This is a genomic window from Nocardia donostiensis (assembly GCF_002081715.1).
GTDB lineage: Bacteria > Actinomycetota > Actinomycetes > Mycobacteriales > Mycobacteriaceae > Nocardia > Nocardia donostiensis.
Genome location: NZ_MUKP01000016.1, coordinates 1 through 14,788, shown reverse-complemented (window position 1 = coordinate 14,788; position 14,788 = coordinate 1). Strand labels below are relative to the sequence as shown.

The 14,788-nt window shown below is 67.3% G+C and carries 16 protein-coding genes and 1 pseudogene; 7 read left to right on the top strand and 10 right to left on the bottom strand.

The window, feature by feature from the left end:
• Window positions 1-107 precede the first annotated feature (107 nt).
• The 3 genes from B0T44_RS12855 to B0T44_RS12845 all read right to left on the bottom strand — a co-directional run bounded on the left by B0T44_RS12855 (window position 108) and on the right by B0T44_RS12845 (window position 2,737).
• Window positions 108-635 carry a peptidase gene (locus B0T44_RS12855; RefSeq protein ID WP_077116142.1) on the bottom strand — a complete coding sequence of 176 codons (528 nt, stop codon included), beginning with the start codon at window positions 633-635 and terminating at the stop codon, window positions 108-110.
• Window positions 636-934: 299 nt separating this feature from the next.
• On the bottom strand, window positions 935-1,555 hold the full coding sequence (locus B0T44_RS12850; protein WP_077116143.1) for a superoxide dismutase: 621 nt from the start codon (window positions 1,553-1,555) through the stop codon (window positions 935-937).
• A 549-nt stretch (window positions 1,556-2,104) separates the two neighbouring features.
• Window positions 2,105-2,737 carry a hypothetical protein gene (locus B0T44_RS12845; protein WP_077116229.1) on the bottom strand — a complete coding sequence of 211 codons (633 nt, stop codon included), beginning with the start codon at window positions 2,735-2,737 and terminating at the stop codon, window positions 2,105-2,107.
• A 459-nt stretch (window positions 2,738-3,196) separates the two neighbouring features.
• On the opposite strand from B0T44_RS12845, the gene B0T44_RS12840 reads away from it, so the two are divergent.
• The 4 genes from B0T44_RS12840 to B0T44_RS12825 all read left to right on the top strand — a co-directional run bounded on the left by B0T44_RS12840 (window position 3,197) and on the right by B0T44_RS12825 (window position 6,413).
• Window positions 3,197-3,571 carry a rhodanese-like domain-containing protein gene (locus B0T44_RS12840; protein WP_077116145.1) on the top strand — a complete coding sequence of 125 codons (375 nt, stop codon included), beginning with the start codon at window positions 3,197-3,199 and terminating at the stop codon, window positions 3,569-3,571.
• A gap of 20 nt (window positions 3,572-3,591) precedes the next feature.
• Window positions 3,592-4,629: a DUF4328 domain-containing protein gene (locus B0T44_RS12835; protein ID WP_081512051.1), complete on the top strand. Its 1,038-nt coding sequence runs from the start codon at window positions 3,592-3,594 to the stop codon at window positions 4,627-4,629.
• Window positions 4,626-5,423 carry a glycerophosphodiester phosphodiesterase gene (locus B0T44_RS12830; protein ID WP_425436854.1) on the top strand — a complete coding sequence of 266 codons (798 nt, stop codon included), beginning with the start codon at window positions 4,626-4,628 and terminating at the stop codon, window positions 5,421-5,423. Before B0T44_RS12835 ends, B0T44_RS12830 begins: the two co-directional genes overlap by 4 nt.
• A 69-nt stretch (window positions 5,424-5,492) precedes the next feature.
• Window positions 5,493-6,413, top strand: a complete 921-nt coding sequence (locus B0T44_RS12825) for a DUF5926 family protein (RefSeq protein ID WP_077116147.1) — start codon at window positions 5,493-5,495, stop codon at window positions 6,411-6,413.
• Between the two features lie 181 nt (window positions 6,414-6,594).
• Here B0T44_RS12825 and B0T44_RS12820 read toward each other — a convergent pair whose 3' ends face one another.
• The 5 genes from B0T44_RS12820 to B0T44_RS12800 form a co-directional block, all read right to left on the bottom strand.
• Window positions 6,595-7,143 carry a ferritin gene (locus B0T44_RS12820; protein ID WP_077116149.1) on the bottom strand — a complete coding sequence of 183 codons (549 nt, stop codon included), beginning with the start codon at window positions 7,141-7,143 and terminating at the stop codon, window positions 6,595-6,597.
• Window positions 7,144-7,214: 71 nt separating this feature from the next.
• Window positions 7,215-7,766: a ferritin gene (locus tag B0T44_RS12815; protein WP_077116151.1), complete on the bottom strand. Its 552-nt coding sequence runs from the start codon at window positions 7,764-7,766 to the stop codon at window positions 7,215-7,217.
• Between the two features lie 10 nt (window positions 7,767-7,776).
• Window positions 7,777-9,198: an LCP family protein gene (locus B0T44_RS12810; RefSeq protein ID WP_438269024.1), complete on the bottom strand. Its 1,422-nt coding sequence runs from the start codon at window positions 9,196-9,198 to the stop codon at window positions 7,777-7,779.
• Window positions 9,199-9,266: 68 nt separating this feature from the next.
• On the bottom strand, window positions 9,267-10,046 hold the full coding sequence (locus B0T44_RS12805) for a CPBP family intramembrane glutamic endopeptidase (RefSeq protein WP_077116154.1): 780 nt from the start codon (window positions 10,044-10,046) through the stop codon (window positions 9,267-9,269).
• Between the two features lie 174 nt (window positions 10,047-10,220).
• On the bottom strand, window positions 10,221-10,970 hold the full coding sequence (locus B0T44_RS12800) for a DUF2470 domain-containing protein (RefSeq protein ID WP_077116155.1): 750 nt from the start codon (window positions 10,968-10,970) through the stop codon (window positions 10,221-10,223).
• Window positions 10,971-11,242: 272 nt separating this feature from the next.
• Between B0T44_RS12800 and B0T44_RS12795 the strand changes: the two genes are divergently transcribed.
• From B0T44_RS12795 to B0T44_RS12785, 3 genes are all read left to right on the top strand, one after another.
• Complete coding sequence (locus B0T44_RS12795; protein ID WP_077116156.1) at window positions 11,243-11,659, top strand: hypothetical protein; 417 nt, start codon at window positions 11,243-11,245, stop codon at window positions 11,657-11,659.
• 111 nt (window positions 11,660-11,770) lie between these two features.
• Entirely contained in the window at window positions 11,771-12,685 is a 915-nt protein-coding gene (pheA, locus tag B0T44_RS12790; RefSeq protein ID WP_077116231.1) for a prephenate dehydratase, read from the top strand.
• A complete protein-coding gene (locus B0T44_RS12785; protein WP_077116157.1) occupies window positions 12,682-13,347 on the top strand; it encodes a histidine phosphatase family protein in 666 nt (221 codons plus the stop codon). Before pheA ends, B0T44_RS12785 begins: the two co-directional genes overlap by 4 nt.
• Window positions 13,348-13,362: 15 nt before the next feature.
• On the opposite strand, the gene B0T44_RS12780 is transcribed toward B0T44_RS12785, so the two are convergent.
• Together B0T44_RS12780 and B0T44_RS27150 are read right to left on the bottom strand one after the other, a co-directional pair.
• A complete protein-coding gene (locus B0T44_RS12780; protein WP_077116158.1) occupies window positions 13,363-14,193 on the bottom strand; it encodes an ESX secretion-associated protein EspG in 831 nt (276 codons plus the stop codon).
• Window positions 14,190-14,788, bottom strand: a pseudogene (locus tag B0T44_RS27150) (PPE family protein); the annotation flags it as partial. The pseudogene B0T44_RS27150 and the gene B0T44_RS12780, both read right to left, overlap by 4 nt.

Below are 14,788 nucleotides of genomic sequence, written 5' to 3'. Positions count from 1 at the left end.
AACCTCTCCGTTCGGTCGGGTTGTTCCGTTCACCGATCGAGACGATGCGCTACCGGAGAATTCATCGGTTCACCCGGGCTTCCTGGCCGCCTTCTTGGTTGAGAGAGTCAGGCAGCCAGCAACATGGCGAGGACGGCGGTGTCCGGGTTGCTGATCGGATCCAGCCCGACCCGGCTGACCAGCGAAGTGATGGTTCCGTCGGATTCGGCTTCGACCCACGCCGCGCGATGTTCCAGCCCCAGGTGCGGCAGCCCCGGCAGCAGCACGCACCCTGATGCCGCGCCCGTGCATTCCGGCAGCGAAGGCGTGGTTTCTGAGGGTGGGTGCAGCATCAGCAGCGCGGGCGGCACATGGTCGGCGAATTGCCCCGGCTCGAGCGCCTCCTCGCCGAGCACCGTTCCTTCCGCGATGACCAGGCCGACAGTGCCCGGTTCCGGATCGTCGGGCAGTTCTTCACGCACCCCGAATACCGTCGAGGTGGTCAGCAGACCGGGCAACGTAGCCACCCGCACCGCAAGCACCAGCACCTGCGCCCACTCCTTGGTGGTTTCCGGCCAGCGCCCGGACATGATGAACCCCCGCAGCGAGCCCCCGGAGTGGAAGGGCGTAACGCCGATCGGACTACTGCTGCGCATGATGCCTCCCGTTGGCGAACAGGGGGCGGCCTTGCCCGTCCTCTAACTGTGCCTAATGAGCATCGCTCGAGAACGATCTGGCACACAAGTACCAGAGAGTGCCAGCGCAGCAGCTGCGGATCGCTGCCCGAGCCTCGAATATCCGAGAGCGAACTCGAAAACTCGCAGCCTGCCGAGGTCGAACCCTGCGAAGCGCGTTTCAGCCCTCGCGCATGCGCCGAAGGCGCGAGTCGCGAGGGCTGAAACGCGAGCCACCAGGGGGCCGCAAACCCCGCCGCGCCGGAGGCGCGGCCATGGACTCAGAAGATGAGGCCCTGGGCCTGGCTGGTGGCCTTGGCGAAGCGGTCCTGGACGTCAGCCCAGTTGACCACGTTCCAGAACGCCTTGACGTAGTCGGCCTTGACGTTCTTGTACTGCAGGTAGAAGGCGTGTTCCCACATGTCGACCTGCAGCAGCGGGATGATGCCGAGCGGCACGTTGGCCTGCTGGTCGTAGAGCTGGAAGGTCAGCAGTTTCTGGCCGAGGGTGTCGTAGCCGAGCACCGCCCATCCGGAGCCCTGCAGACCGTTTGCGGCTGCGGTGAACTGGGCGCGGAACTTGTCGAACGAGCCGAACTGGTCGTCGATTGCGGCAGCCAGTTCGCCGGTCGGCTTGTCGCCACCGTTGGGAGAGAGGTTCTTCCACCAGATGGAGTGGTTGACGTGACCGCCGAGGTGGAAGGCGAGGTTCTTTTCGTGCAGGAAGATCGCGCTGTGGTCCCCGGCTTCGCGGGCAGCTTCGAGCTTCTCCAGCGCCGTGTTCGCTCCGGCAACGTAGGCGGCGTGGTGCTTCGAATGGTGAATTTCGTTGATCTGCCCCGAGATATGCGGCTCCAGGGCGCCGTAGTCGTAATCCAGATCTGGCAGCGTGTACTCAGCCACGATGTCCCTTCCTTGTCGGGTCGAGCGCGTCTGCGTGTCGCGGGCGCTCGACCATCATTCGTACACCCGTTGGGTTGCAACTTGCCCCGACGCCCTCGCATTCCGGCGTCGGCCCCGGCGGCCGAGGCGTGCCCGCGGAGGGCATACCCGGCTTGCGGCGCGTCACACACCGGGGGGCGACCCCGACGGGTATGCGACGGCAAGTGCGGAACCCGTATGCGTAGATCGAACCATGACCCATTTCGGTGAACTATTCGGGCGGCTGGGGCTTTCCGGGCCAGTGCGGATGAGCTCGGGAGCGCCCTGCTCATAGACGCAAACGCTCTGTCTTTGAGCGCGGAACGCTCGGCAGGGGCCGATCGGGGATCGGATACGTACGGCGGGAACTCATATCGGCTGCACCGGCTGTTCCTGCCGGGGATGCGGCTCGAGGGGAAGGGGTTCCGGGAGCGGGCGTCGGTGGTTTCGACGATCGGCCGCTGTCTGGGTACCGAGCACGGCGCCCCGCGCCCCGGTGTCGCGTCTGTTGTGGCGCTCGGCTGCCTGCGCTTACAGCGGTGGGGCGATCCCCGGGTGCACGGTCCGCGGGTCGCCCACATCATGTGCTGACCACCATCGGACACCACCGGAAACGAAGTCGGGCAGCGGGACCTCATCGCCGTTGGAGTCTTGGATGATGATGGTCTCGAACCACAGCCTGATATCGAGTTCGCGTGGGTTGATGCCCTCTTCCTGGGAGAACTCCAGTACGTGTGGTGAGATCCGCTGGTCGATGGCTGTGTCGAAGCTGAGTAGTTCGCTCCACAGCATCCAACCGCTGTCGTCGATATCGATGAATTCCCGGCCGTGCAGTCTGCCGCCGCCGAAGCTGGCGATCGCCTCGCTCAGGCCGGACAGTTCGAGCGGCAGCACGTGCGGCTCGTTATCGTCCCAGCGATGCTGTCGTAGCGATGCGGCGACGCGGCTTACGCCGTTGAAAGTCAGCCTGACCTTCGGTTCCTCTGGCGTGGTGCGTTCAGTGCCGTCCGGCTGGGCGCCTTCGGGCAGTGTCAGCACCGCCAGGTCGAGGTGCAGCCGTTTCGTCTCGATGTCGACATCGAGGCCGAGGCAGGTGGCCTCCGACAGTGCGATGTTGAGCCCGGCAGTGTCCAATCCGTCAAGTTGCCCCCTGCTCGATTTCATAGCCACAGGCTACCGAGAGCGCCGCCCAGATCCTGGGATTTCGAATTTTCGCGATGTTCTTGTTTTTCGATGGAACCGGATCGGGGTTTCTTCCGTCCAAGTAGATATCGGGAGCTTCGGCGCCGCAGGTCCCGAGGAGGCGGACGAATGGCCGCTCCGGGATGACTGGAGGGGAGTCCCGGATCGGTCGTTCGCATCCGTCGCGCACGTGGTACCAGTTCAGGGTTCGATAGCCGGACACTGTGAGTGGTAGCTGAGTGATAGCTTAAACCTGTGGATCAGGCTGTGGATAGCTGTGGATAACTGAGACGCGGTCACCCACAGCAGGTCGCGGCGTGAGTCCCCGGACCAGTCCCGCGTTCCGAGCTCGGCGAACCTACACCGAGCTGGGTTCTCTCGTCGAGACGTCGAGCGCCCGGAACAACGCGGCCCCACAGCGCGCATGGCAGGATCGAGGACGTGACGAGCTTCGAAATCCCGTCGGTACCGGTCGAGGCCGTACCGGCTTATTTCGACACAACCGAATCCGCGGAAACCGGCGCACCAGTCGAGGCGATCCTGCTGGATGTGCGCGAAGACGACGAATGGCAGCTCGGCCATGCGCCGGGAGCGATGCACATCCCCTTGGCCGATATTCCCGCCCGCACCGACGAGCTGGACTACGACGCGCAGCTGTATGTCATATGCAGGCAGGGTGGGCGCTCCATCGAGGCGGTCAAATACCTCACCCATATCGGTTTCGAAGCGGTGTACGTCACGGGCGGCATGGTGGCCTGGCAGCGGAGCGGCCGTGCGTTGACCGCGGACGGCGACGGCCAGGCGAAGATCTACTGACGGAAAGAGCGAGGTACGCGGTGAGTTCGGTGGTGCAACCCTGTGCACGCTGCGGTGCGCGCTGGCCCGTGCAGGGTGCGCCGCAGCACTGGTGCCCGCGCTGCCGCGGCGTACTGCTGTCGCCCGGGCCGATCGACGCGCCCGCCGAACGCCGCAACTACCGCTGGGTCGCCCGACGGCCGGGGCAGCAGGGGCACAGACCGCCCGGTTCCGCCCGTACCACGCCGTCGGCCACCCCTCGCTACACCCATATCCCGCGCTGGGGCCTGCGCGACGTACCCCCGCAGGCCCGGCTTGCGCCCCAGCGGCCGCTGCGCGCGCTGGCCGACCGGGTGCACGGACTGCTCATCGCTGTCGCGGTGACTTTCGCCGTCGCCGCGGCTGCGGAACTGGGCCGGTATCTGGTCCTGCTGCGTAACCGCACCCGGCTGATCGAACCGATACTGCTCGCGACCTCCGACGCGCTGGTCATCGCCGCAGCGTGGATCGCGTCGATCCTCGCGCTGCTGGCCGCGGTGGCGGCGCTCGGCTGGTTGATCGAGGTCCGCCGGGTGGCCTTCGCCGAGGCGGGCAGGCGCGATCCCCGGTCGGTGCGGACGCTCGCGCTCGGATGCCTGATCCCGGTGGTCAATCTGCTGTGGCCGGGGATTTTCCTGACCGAAGCAGTGGCGCGCCGCGCCGATCCCCGACCACTGCACGCGATCCGCATCTGGTGGGCGGCCTGGGTGCTCGGCGGTGTTTTCGCGGCGGCCGCGCTGTGGTGGCGGACCGCGGATTCGCTACAGGCCAAGGCCGACGGTGTGCTGTTCACCGCACTCACCGACGTGGTCGCGGTGGCGGTAGCAGTGCTGACGCTATGGGTGATCCGGCTGGTCGAGGGCCGGGACCTGCGGGGAAGGGCCCGTATCGCGCGGCGCTGGGTGGTCGCCACCGATCCCGTGGCACCGGTCATCGAACCGGTCCAGCCGGGAGAGGCCGCTACGGTGAGCACGGCGGGCGCGAACAGCCATGATCCGGCAGGCGCGCAGCGTGAGCACAAGGAGGTTGTGGCCAAGTGAGCCAGGGCAGTGGCCAGATAGGGCAGGTGGGCCAGAACGGCCGTGGACCGTTCGTAGTCGCGCACCGCGGCGCTTCGGCCGCTCGGCCCGAGCACACCCTCGCCGCCTATGAATTGGCCTTACAGGAGGGCGCCGACGGCGTCGAATGCGATGTCCGGCTCACCAGGGACGGGCATTTGGTGTGCGTGCACGACCGCACCGTCGACCGCACCTCCTCGGGTACCGGGCTGGTCAGCGAAATGACCCTGGACGAACTGAAAGACCTCGATTTCGGCGCGGACGGCGAACCCGCCTCGGTACTCACCCTCAGCGAGCTGATCGGTCTGGTGCTCGACTGGCGCAGCCGCCCGACGAAACTGTTCATCGAGACCAAACACCCGGTGCGCTACGGGGCGCTGGTGGAGACCAAACTGCTCGCCGAGTTGCAGCGGTTCGGTATCGCGACGCCGGCCTCGGCCGCGCATTCCCGGGCTGTTGTGATGTCGTTCGCCGCCACCGCGGTGTGGCGGATCCGGCGTGCCGCGCCCTTGCTGCCGACGGTGCTGCTCGGCGAATCCTCCCGCTACCTGGGGGGTAGCGCGGCGACGACGGTCGGTGCGACCGCTGTGGGCCCCTCGGTCAAAACGCTGCGGGAGCACCCGGATCTGGTGGACAAGGCGGCGGCTGCGGGGCGGGCCACCTACTGCTGGACCGTCGACGATCCCGACGATGTGCGGCTGTGCTCTGAGCTCGGCGTCGGGTGGGTGGCCACCAACCATCCCGGTCGTACCAAAGCGATGCTCGCTGCGCCCTGATCTTTCGGCCATAGCCAGGGGTGTGGCGCACGGTATCGCGTTCCGCGCGCCGGTGTAGGTTGACCAGCCGTGGGAAAGAGCAAGCGCAATAGTCCGAAGCCTGGCGGTAACCGGGCACAGCGTCTGGCCGAGCGGCGCGCGGCGCAGGAGCAGGCCGCGCAGACCGTGTCGCGCCCGTTCGAAGGTTTGGCCGCCGAATGCGATCTCGTCGCGTTGCGCGAATTCGTGCCGTCGGCAACCGCGACGCTGCCGTTATCGGCGAGTATCGCCGCCGAGCGGCCGGTGGTGCTCGGTACGGTGTTGCCCGGCGCCGTGGCCGCGCTGGTGCGTGCGGGCGACGAGACGACCGGCTATGTGGGCGTCCAGGTGCAGGCCGAGGGGCCGGACCCGGCCGTGGAGCTGGCCGCCGCCATCCTGTGGACGCAGTCGGCCGAGCCGGGCGAATCGTTGCCCGCCGCGGGCGCCGGACCGGGCGCTCCGGGCCTGGCCCAGGTGATCGACGCCGAGGCGGCGCTCGAGCTGACCGTGCACCAGGATTTCGACTGGTGGGTCCCGGAAGGCGTGCAACCCGATCCGCAGGTCGCCGCGACCATCGAACAGGCCAAACAGGCGATCATGCCGTCGGATCGGCTCGAGCTGGGCGCGGACGCGATCGGCGCCGCCTGGTGGGTCGATGCGGGTGAGAAGGCACATCTGCGCTGGGTGCGCCCGGAAGCCGAGGACGATCTGATGCTGGCGCTCGCCCGGTTGCACGCCGCGGGCGGTCTGCATCTGGGTGAGGGCTCGCGGTTTGCCGGTTCGTTCCGCACGCACGGTCTGCTGGTGCCGGTGTTCGATCTGGATCCTGAGCGCCATGCCGCCGAATGGCGGGACCCGGCTGCGGAGTTCGGTGGCCGGTTGGCAGAGGCGCTGGCCTCCGACGTACCGCTGACTTCCGAGCAGCGCCGCTCCCGGGACGGTCTGCGTTCACGTCAGGTAACCCTGCGCTGAGTAATTGCTCGGGTAGCTTGTGTCGCAAACACGACACCGGCGGAATTCTCGAATTTGCGGGTGTCGTTTGTGAGCTCGCCCTTACTTGCCATTCAGCAGGGCAATCGGCGGTCCGACTCGTACGAGCCGGACCGCCGGAAGCGAGCCCTGATTATCCACTGCTGTTCCGACGAAACCACTGTCAGACGGAGCCGCCGGCCACGGGCGGTGCGCCGGAAGCATCGCGCGGGCTGCTCATTTCCCGGGCGATGAATTCCTCCAGATCGAACAGGTTCGACCCCGCGCGATCGGCGATCGTGAGCAAAGTGGTCATATTGGCGACCTCTTCGACCTGTTCCTTCAGGAACCACTGCATGAACTGTTCGCCGAGGTAGTCGCCCTCCTCGCGGGCGGTGCTGGCCAGCTGGATGATCTGGTCGGTAACGGTCTTCTCCTGATCGAGAGCCATCGCGATCGCCTCGCGCGCGCTCTCGAAATGCGACTTCGCCGAGTCGACGCCGGTGAGTTCGACGCTGATGTCTCGATCGAGGAAGTACCGCACGATCATCATCGCGTGATTGCGCTCTTCGACCGACTGGGCGTAAAAACGCTTGGCCAATTGCGGCAGATCCGCGGTGTCGAACCACACCGCCATGGCGATGTACTGATGTTCGGCATTGAATTCATGCCGGATCTGATCGTGCAGCATGTTGTGGAATTTGCTACGGGGGCTCTCCGGGTGATTGGACATATTACAGACATTATCGCTGGTCAACGCGTATGTCATCCAAGTGAAGCCTTATTGAGGCTAGTATTGCCTAATTAATTCGCCGCTGTCCCAGCCATTTTGGGGCCGGATTCGCCGGGCTGTCGCTCCCGCGTCCGCAGTTCACGGGCGACGAACTCCTCGACGTCGAAAAGGTTGCCTGCGGCTCGGTCGACGACCGAGAGCAGGGTCGCCATTCCGGCCACATCCTCGAGCTGGCGTTGCAGCAGCCAGCCGACGAACCGCTCGCCGAGGTAATCGCCCGAATCACGTGCCACCCGCGCGAGTTCCGAGGTCCTGTCGCACAGGGTCTGTTCTCTGGACAACAGGAAAGCAACTGCGGCGTGTGGAGATTCGAAGGTGGGGCGCACCTCGTCCAGGCCGCCCACGGTGACTTCGAGTTCGCGGTCGAGCAGATACTGCACGATCCGCAACGCATGCGCCCGATGCTCCTCGCCGCGGCCGTAGCAATGCCCGGCCAACTGCGGCAGCCGCACCGTCTCCAAATAGACGGCGGCGGCAAGGTACTGCTGGGCGGCGGTGAAACCGTGCCGGATATGTGCGCGCAGCAGGGCAGGGAAGGGGTGTGCGAGATCGGAGTCGATCATGTGATCGACGTTACTCGCCCTGCAGGTCCGCCGGAACGGGTCGCCCTTCGGCCAAGGCTTCGAAAAACCGGCTCGCGTCGGGCTTGGCCCACAGCAGGACATTGCCGCTTGCGGTGTCGGTGAAGCCGCCGAGCGGGACGCTGGTAGCCAGTGTGTCGCCGCGCAACGCCCAGGCGAGCCGGGCCAGATCCCAGATATGGTCGCCTTCGTCGACGGTCAGGGAGCGCGCGACATCGCCTGTCATCGGCCACAGCCGGAACGGGTTGGCGAGCGTGCTCGCGCTGGTCGCCTTCTGCAGCAGCGCAGAAAGGAACAGGCGCTGGTTGTTCATCCGGTCGATATCGGCCAGCGCCGTGGCGCGGCTGCGGACGAAGCCGAGCGCCTCGGGGCCGTTGAGTTCCTGACAGCCGGCGGGCAGGTCGATTCCGGCGAGCGGGTCGTTGATGGCCTGCGGAACACAGACATCGATACCGCCGAGCGAATCGACCACATCGGCGAACCCGGCGAACCCGATCTGCGCGTAATGATCGATGCGCAGGCCTGTTGCGATCTCCACGGTCTGCACCAGCAGTTGCGGTCCGCCGATCGCGAACGAGGCGTTGAGTTTGTCCTTGCCGTGGCCGGGAACGCCCACATAGGAGTCGCGAGGGAGGCTCACCAGCGTGGTCCGGCCCGAGGGAGGGATATGCACCAGGATGACGGTGTCGGTTCGTGCCGAGCCCACATCGCCGCCGGTGGCCAGCCCGGTCTCCTGATCAGCGGTGAGCCCGGCGCGGCTGTCCGATCCGACCAGCAGCCAGTTCGTTCCCGGTGTATCGGCGATCCGGTCGGAGTAGTCGCTCAGCGCATCGATCCGGGAGAGCGAGCCGTCCAGCCTGATCACGGCCGTGATCAGACCGAGGATCAGCACCACAAGCAACACCAGGAACCAGCGCCCCAAATGGCGTTTGCGGCGTGGGTGCGGGGGGCGCGGCGCGCGGCGGCTGCGTGCAGGCGGCCCGGGCGGAGCCGGGGGTTTGCGGCGGTTGTCGCGGAACGGCACGGGCCGTTGCGTCGGCGCGTGCGTGGTATCGCGGTAGGGGACCGGTCGCTGGGTGGGGGCATGGGCCTGCCGCGGTTCCCTGCCGCGGGGGCCGGGGTGACCAGTGCGCCGTGGCCCGGGTGCGCGACGGGACCGGTCCGGAGGTGCTTCCGGTGCCTGAGACCAGGCGAGCGGCGGCCGTTCCTTGGCGCCGCCGCGGCGCACCACCTGCGTGGGCTCGATATGCGGCCGGTCGCGGCGCGGTGGTGGTTGGTCGCGGTGTGGTGGTGGCTGACCCCGGTGTGGTGGTGGTTGGTTGCGGTGCGGTGGGGGCGGTCTACGCGCGTCCGGCGCGCCGGGTCCCCCGCGCGGCGGGACCCGGCGCGCCCGTGGGTCCTCGCCGTACATCATCCTCAAACTTTACTGATCGTGTCTCGTGCCGGTTCGCAACGTGGCGAAACCGGCACGAAGCGGTGACCTTACGGCAGCCAGGAAACCCGCCCGCGTAGCGCCGTATAGCCGATATAGGCGACGGCGTCGATGAGCGCATGCGCGATGACCAGTGGCCACAGCCGGTTCGTGCGCTGCCAGTAGCGGCCGAATACCAGCCCCATGACGATATTGCCGATACCGCCGCCCAACCCCTGGTACAGGTGGTAGCTGCCGCGCAGCAGCGCCGAGGCCAGCAGCGCTGAATCGGCCGACCAGCCGATAGCGCGCAGTCGGGTGATCAGGTAGGCAACCACCACGATCTCCTCGGCCGCCGAATTAGCGCAGGCCGACAGGACGAGCGCGGGAAGCCGCCACCAGTGGTCCTGCAGGGAACTCGGCACGATGGTCACGCTGATACCCATCGCGTGCGCGATGAGGTAGAGACCGAGCCCGGGGATCCCGATCACAGCCGCCAGCGCTATGGCGTGCAGGCCGTCGGGACGGAACTTCGCCCTGGCCAGCCCGACCGCCCGCGGGCCGATACCGCTGCGCCACAACAGGTACAGGCCTAGTCCCGCCCATGCCGCGAGCCGCAGCACCCCGAGTAGTTGGAACAGCAGATCGATGGTCGACTGGGTGGCACGGGATGGGTTGAGCGCCACGGTCTGCCCGCCGACCCCGCCCGGCGCGAGCGCGCTCTGTAACAGAGACAGCGCGGCGTTCATCCCGCTCAGCCCGAAGGTGACACCCAGGACAACCAGGATTTCCAGCCGGATTCCCTGCTGATCGCGCTGCGATAGTTCGCTGCCCTGGCTGATATCACGCATTCTGCGAATCTATGTGGCGCCAGGAAGCGGTGTGCGGCCGGATCCGAATCACCAGTGCCCTGGCGACCAGCATGTTCACCTGATCCAGAGTCGCGGACGACCCGCGTATCGCGGTCGGGTTCTCCTCGGACGTCGACGGCGTTACCCAGCGAACGTGGGCGCGTAATGCCCTCGTCAGATACGGCGCAGCCCGTTGAGGAAGGGGCAGCCTGCCAGTGTGCGGACGGCGCGGCTGAGGGATTCGATATCGTCGGCCGGGGCGGCGAAGGGGAGGCGGTAGTCGTGATCGCCGTCGTTGCCCTCGATCCGCAGGGTGAGCCCGTAACGGTCTATTGCCAGCGGGTGCACGGCTCCGCGTTGCAGCCGAGGCGGCAGATGGCGTGCCAACTGGGCGACGACGTCGGCGTGATCGGCGTCCATATGCCGCAGCCAGGCCGATTCCAGTTCGCAGAACGGGTCCGGCTGCGCCAGCCGCAGTTCGTCGACGCACACCGATTCCGCGCCGGACGAATCGGCCACTACCGCCGAGGTGAGCACCAGCCGCAGCAGGGTGGCCGTATGGCCGACGTCCAGCAGGGTCGGATCCGGGCACTCTTTGGCGACTTCGGTGGCCAGAGCGCGTTGCGCCTGCTCGGGTACTACGCGCACCCAGCCACGTAACCAGACCAGCGCCCGGACGGGTTCGCGCAGCGGTAACGGGGCGTGGTCGGTGAGTTCGAGTACCGCTGGCCCGTTGGTCGAGGCGGATGCTGTCGCCGCGCATTCGGTAGGAACCGCGATCACCGCATCACCGGCCTGCCGCAGATGGTGCACCGAGGTAGGGATCGGATCGGCGCCGGGCAGGGCGAGCACCGCCTGTTCGGCATGCGCGCAAGCGCTGCGAACTCGTTCGGCGGTCGACGGGGTGATGATCGTAGGCGGCATCCGAACCTCCACTGCTGGGTGTGTCCGACCCCACAGCCGGACGTTTAGGTTACCCTAAGCTAAGTCAATGGGCGTCGAGTGCGCAACCGCTTCGTGCTTCTACTTCAACCGCCTGATTCCGCCCGGCCCCAAGATGTCCGAGGAACCCTGTGCCTGCCCCGGGCAGAACCCGACCACCGCTGGTTGGTGCCGGGTGGGGTCCACCATGGCTGTGCTCGGCGGCTGGTTGGGCGGTGTGCTCGGGGCGAGGGGCCGCTCGATACGGTGAGGAGGTGGCTGATGAGGAACCGGTGCTGGTCTCGTTGACAGTGCCCAGCCGGCGGAGTCTGATCGACCGGCTGGTGGTCGCGCCAGGTACGACAAAGGCGGATCAGGTGCTCGACCTGACCGAACCGGACGAGCGGATCGCCGATTTTCTGGCGGCGGCCGCGCACGCCGACGGCGGTTTCGTAGCCCGCACCGATGACGGTGAGCGGGCGCTGGCCGTGGTCGCCGCGACTGCCGCTGCCCTGTGCGGTGAGGACATCCGGCGGGCCCTGCACGAACCCGATACCGGGTTCCTGACCGGCTTGCAGCCCCAGGCGGTCGAGGCCGTTCGTGCGGTGCTGCTCGCTGTCGAATCCAGCCGGGTCGCGGAGGTCGAGCAGGTATTGCGCGCAGCGCTGGGTTCCGGCGGCGAACGCAACTAGTTCGATCGGCGCGCCCGGACAGCTGCGGTGTTTCCGCTGGTCGAGACCGGTACTCACGTTTCCGTTGTCGGTACGCAACCGCATCCCCGGTACGCAAGTAATGTCGTAGACGTGCCGCGAATCGCGTATATGGGGCCCTCGGGAACGTTCACCGAAATGGCCCTCGTCGAATTCGAATCCTCGGGGGCCTTCGATGGGCCCGTCGAGCGGATAGCCGCGCCCAGCCAAGGTGCTGCCCTGGATCTGGTTCGCTCCGGTGACGCCGTGGGCGCGGTGGTGCCGATCGAGAGCTCCGTGGAAGGTTCGATCGCGGCGACGCTGGACTCGCTGGCCGTCGGACCGCGGCTGCAGATCATCGGAGAAACCGAACTCGAGGTGAGCTTCACCATCCTCGCCCGGTCCGGGACCCGGCTCTCGGAGGTGAACGTGGTGGCCGCCTACCCGGTGGCCGCGGCGCAGGTGCGGCTGTGGCTGCAGCGCACCCTGCCCGACGCGCAGATATACACCTCGGGCTCCAACGCCGCCGCTGCCGAGGACGTGGTGGCCGGGCACGCGGACGCCGCCGTGTCCACCGTGCTGGCCGGGGAACGGCTCGGGTTGGCGGCACTGGCCACCGGGGTGGCCGATTACGATCAGGCCATCACCAGATTCGTGCTGGTCACCGCCCCGCGGATAGCGCCTGCCCCGACCGGAACCGACCGCACCTCGGTGGTTTTCGAACTGCCGAACAAACCGGGGTCATTGATGCGGGCATTTGCCGAGTTCTCCACCCGCGGTATCGATCTGACCCGTATCGAATCGCGCCCGACCCGGACGGGGATGGGCACATACCGTTTCTATCTGGACTGCGTCGGCCATATCGACGATATCGCCGTTGCCGAGGCGTTGAAGGCGTTGCACCGCACCGCTCAGGTCCGGTTCCTCGGTTCCTGGCCTGCGGTGACGGCGACCGGAACCCCTCCACCCTCGGATGAGGAGCCCGCGCTGTGGTTGACGCGTTTGCGAAAGGGGGTCGCCGACCTGTGACCGGCAAACTGATCCTGGTACGCCACGGAGAAACCGAAGGTAATGTCGCCAGAATTCTCGATACCCGGGTGCCCGGCCTTCCGCTCACCGAACGAGGGATGGCGCAGGCGAAGACATTCGGTGCTGGGCTCGCCACCCCGCCGCGACTGCTGCTCTCGTCGCAGGCGCTGCGCGCCCGTCAGACCGCAAGCTACATCGAGGCGGAGACAGGTGTCTCCAGCGGCGTACTCGACGGCGTGCACGAGGTGCAGGTCGGCGATCTGGAGGGCGAGCGCAGCCTCCAGGCGCATGAGCTGTTCTTGCGGATCTACCATTCCTGGCACGAAGGTGCGCTGACCAGACGGCTGCCCGGTGGCGAATCAGGACACGACGTGCTGGAACGTTTCTTGCCCGCGGTCGCCGAACTGCGCGAAACCTATTTGTCCGCCGACGGCGATGACGGTGACGTTTTGCTCGTGACTCACGGCGCGGCGATGCGGCTGGTCGGCCGCACCTTGGCCGGGGTGGCGCCGCCGTTCACCACCAACAACCACCTGGACAACACCGAAACCATCGAGCTGGTTCCAGGTCCGGGCGGCGGCTGGGAATGTGTGCGCTGGGGGCGTTTCCAGCCCCCGTTCGGTTACCAGACCGAGCCGACCGCCGACGACCCGATGGGGTGACGGCGGTCGGACTGCTCAGGCCAACGCCGGATTGCGCGGGAACTCTTCGCGTTCGGGCAGCGAGTTGATCAGATCCTGCAGAGCGGTGCGCAGCCGCGCGGTGGTGCCGCTGCTGAACGACGTCCACTTGGTCCCGTCGTCGGCGAGGCTCGCGGTGGCGAGGAAACGCCCGGAGCGGGTGTTGAACACGGCGATGTGATTATCCGCGACATCCCGGCTGCCGTCGCCGTACACCACACCGACGATCTCGGCATGCGAAAAACACTGCACCATCGCCGAGGCGATCGTCTGCGCATCGCGCGCCGGGGTGCAGACTTCGGTCAGCCGTGCCGCGGTGGCGGCGGCATCGCCGGTGTCGTCGAAGATCGGCACCAATTGCTCGGTCGGCGCGTTCATCCCGGACAGTTCGAGCGGTTCGGCGGGCCCGAGCGCGTTGATCACCGGCCCCGGCAGGTCCTCACCGGCTTCATCGATCACATACGAGTCCGGTCCACGTAGCGCGACGCTGACGATGTCGTCGCCCTTGGCCAGGCACATCCGGCTCACCTGTCCCTCGACGATCAGCCGCAGCGCCACCACCCAATGCGGCCGGTACAGCCCGCGCAGCCGGTCTTCGAGTTCCGGGTGGATCGTTTCGCCGTCCAGCAGTTCACGTTCGGCGAGCGACTGGGCGGCCGCGTCCATCGCCTTGTCGTGGTCGGCCACGTTGTCGTAGCGGCCGATGGCGTCGAGGACCACCGGCACCTCGTCGATCTCCAGTTTCTCCAGGAGGAACTGCATTTCGTCGAGTGACAACGCGACCGCCGCGAGGGTCGATGGGCCGCGGCCTTCTCCCAACACCGTCACTTGGCCGACCCGGACGGTTCGGCACCGATGACCCCATCGGCGGCATAGCGGCCGTCGGTGAAGTGGTCGGATGACCGAGGGTAGTCCAGGCCGTCGTGTTCGGTGTCGTCGTCGCCGTTGCTGCGCGTGGTATTGCCCATGAGCGGGCTGCCCGGGCCGGTCGTAGCCGGACGGACCGGCATACCGCCGTCGGCACGGACGCCGACGCCCTCGACGACCGGCGCGCTCGGGGCTCCGGTACCCGTAGCAGGCGGGGCGCCCCAGCCCTCGGGCAGTTTCAGCGAGCCGTTCTGCATGCCCGTCGGCGCACCGGACAGCGAGGCCGAACGGGTGCCTGCTGCTGCGGCCGCGCCTGCACCGATGGACATCGGCGCGATCGGGACGGCCGATGTCGTCGCGCTGGTGGCGGCGGCGATGGCGTTGCCACCGACATTGGCGACGGTGCTGACACCAGTGGTCGCCACCGAGCCCGCGACATGCGCGACCTGGGTGGCTGCACTGGCCACACCCGGGTTGTTCGCGATCGCGGCGGCGGCCGCCATCGCCGTTTTCACCGGGTCGCCGTTGCCGCTCTGGTAGGAAGCGTCGGCGGCTT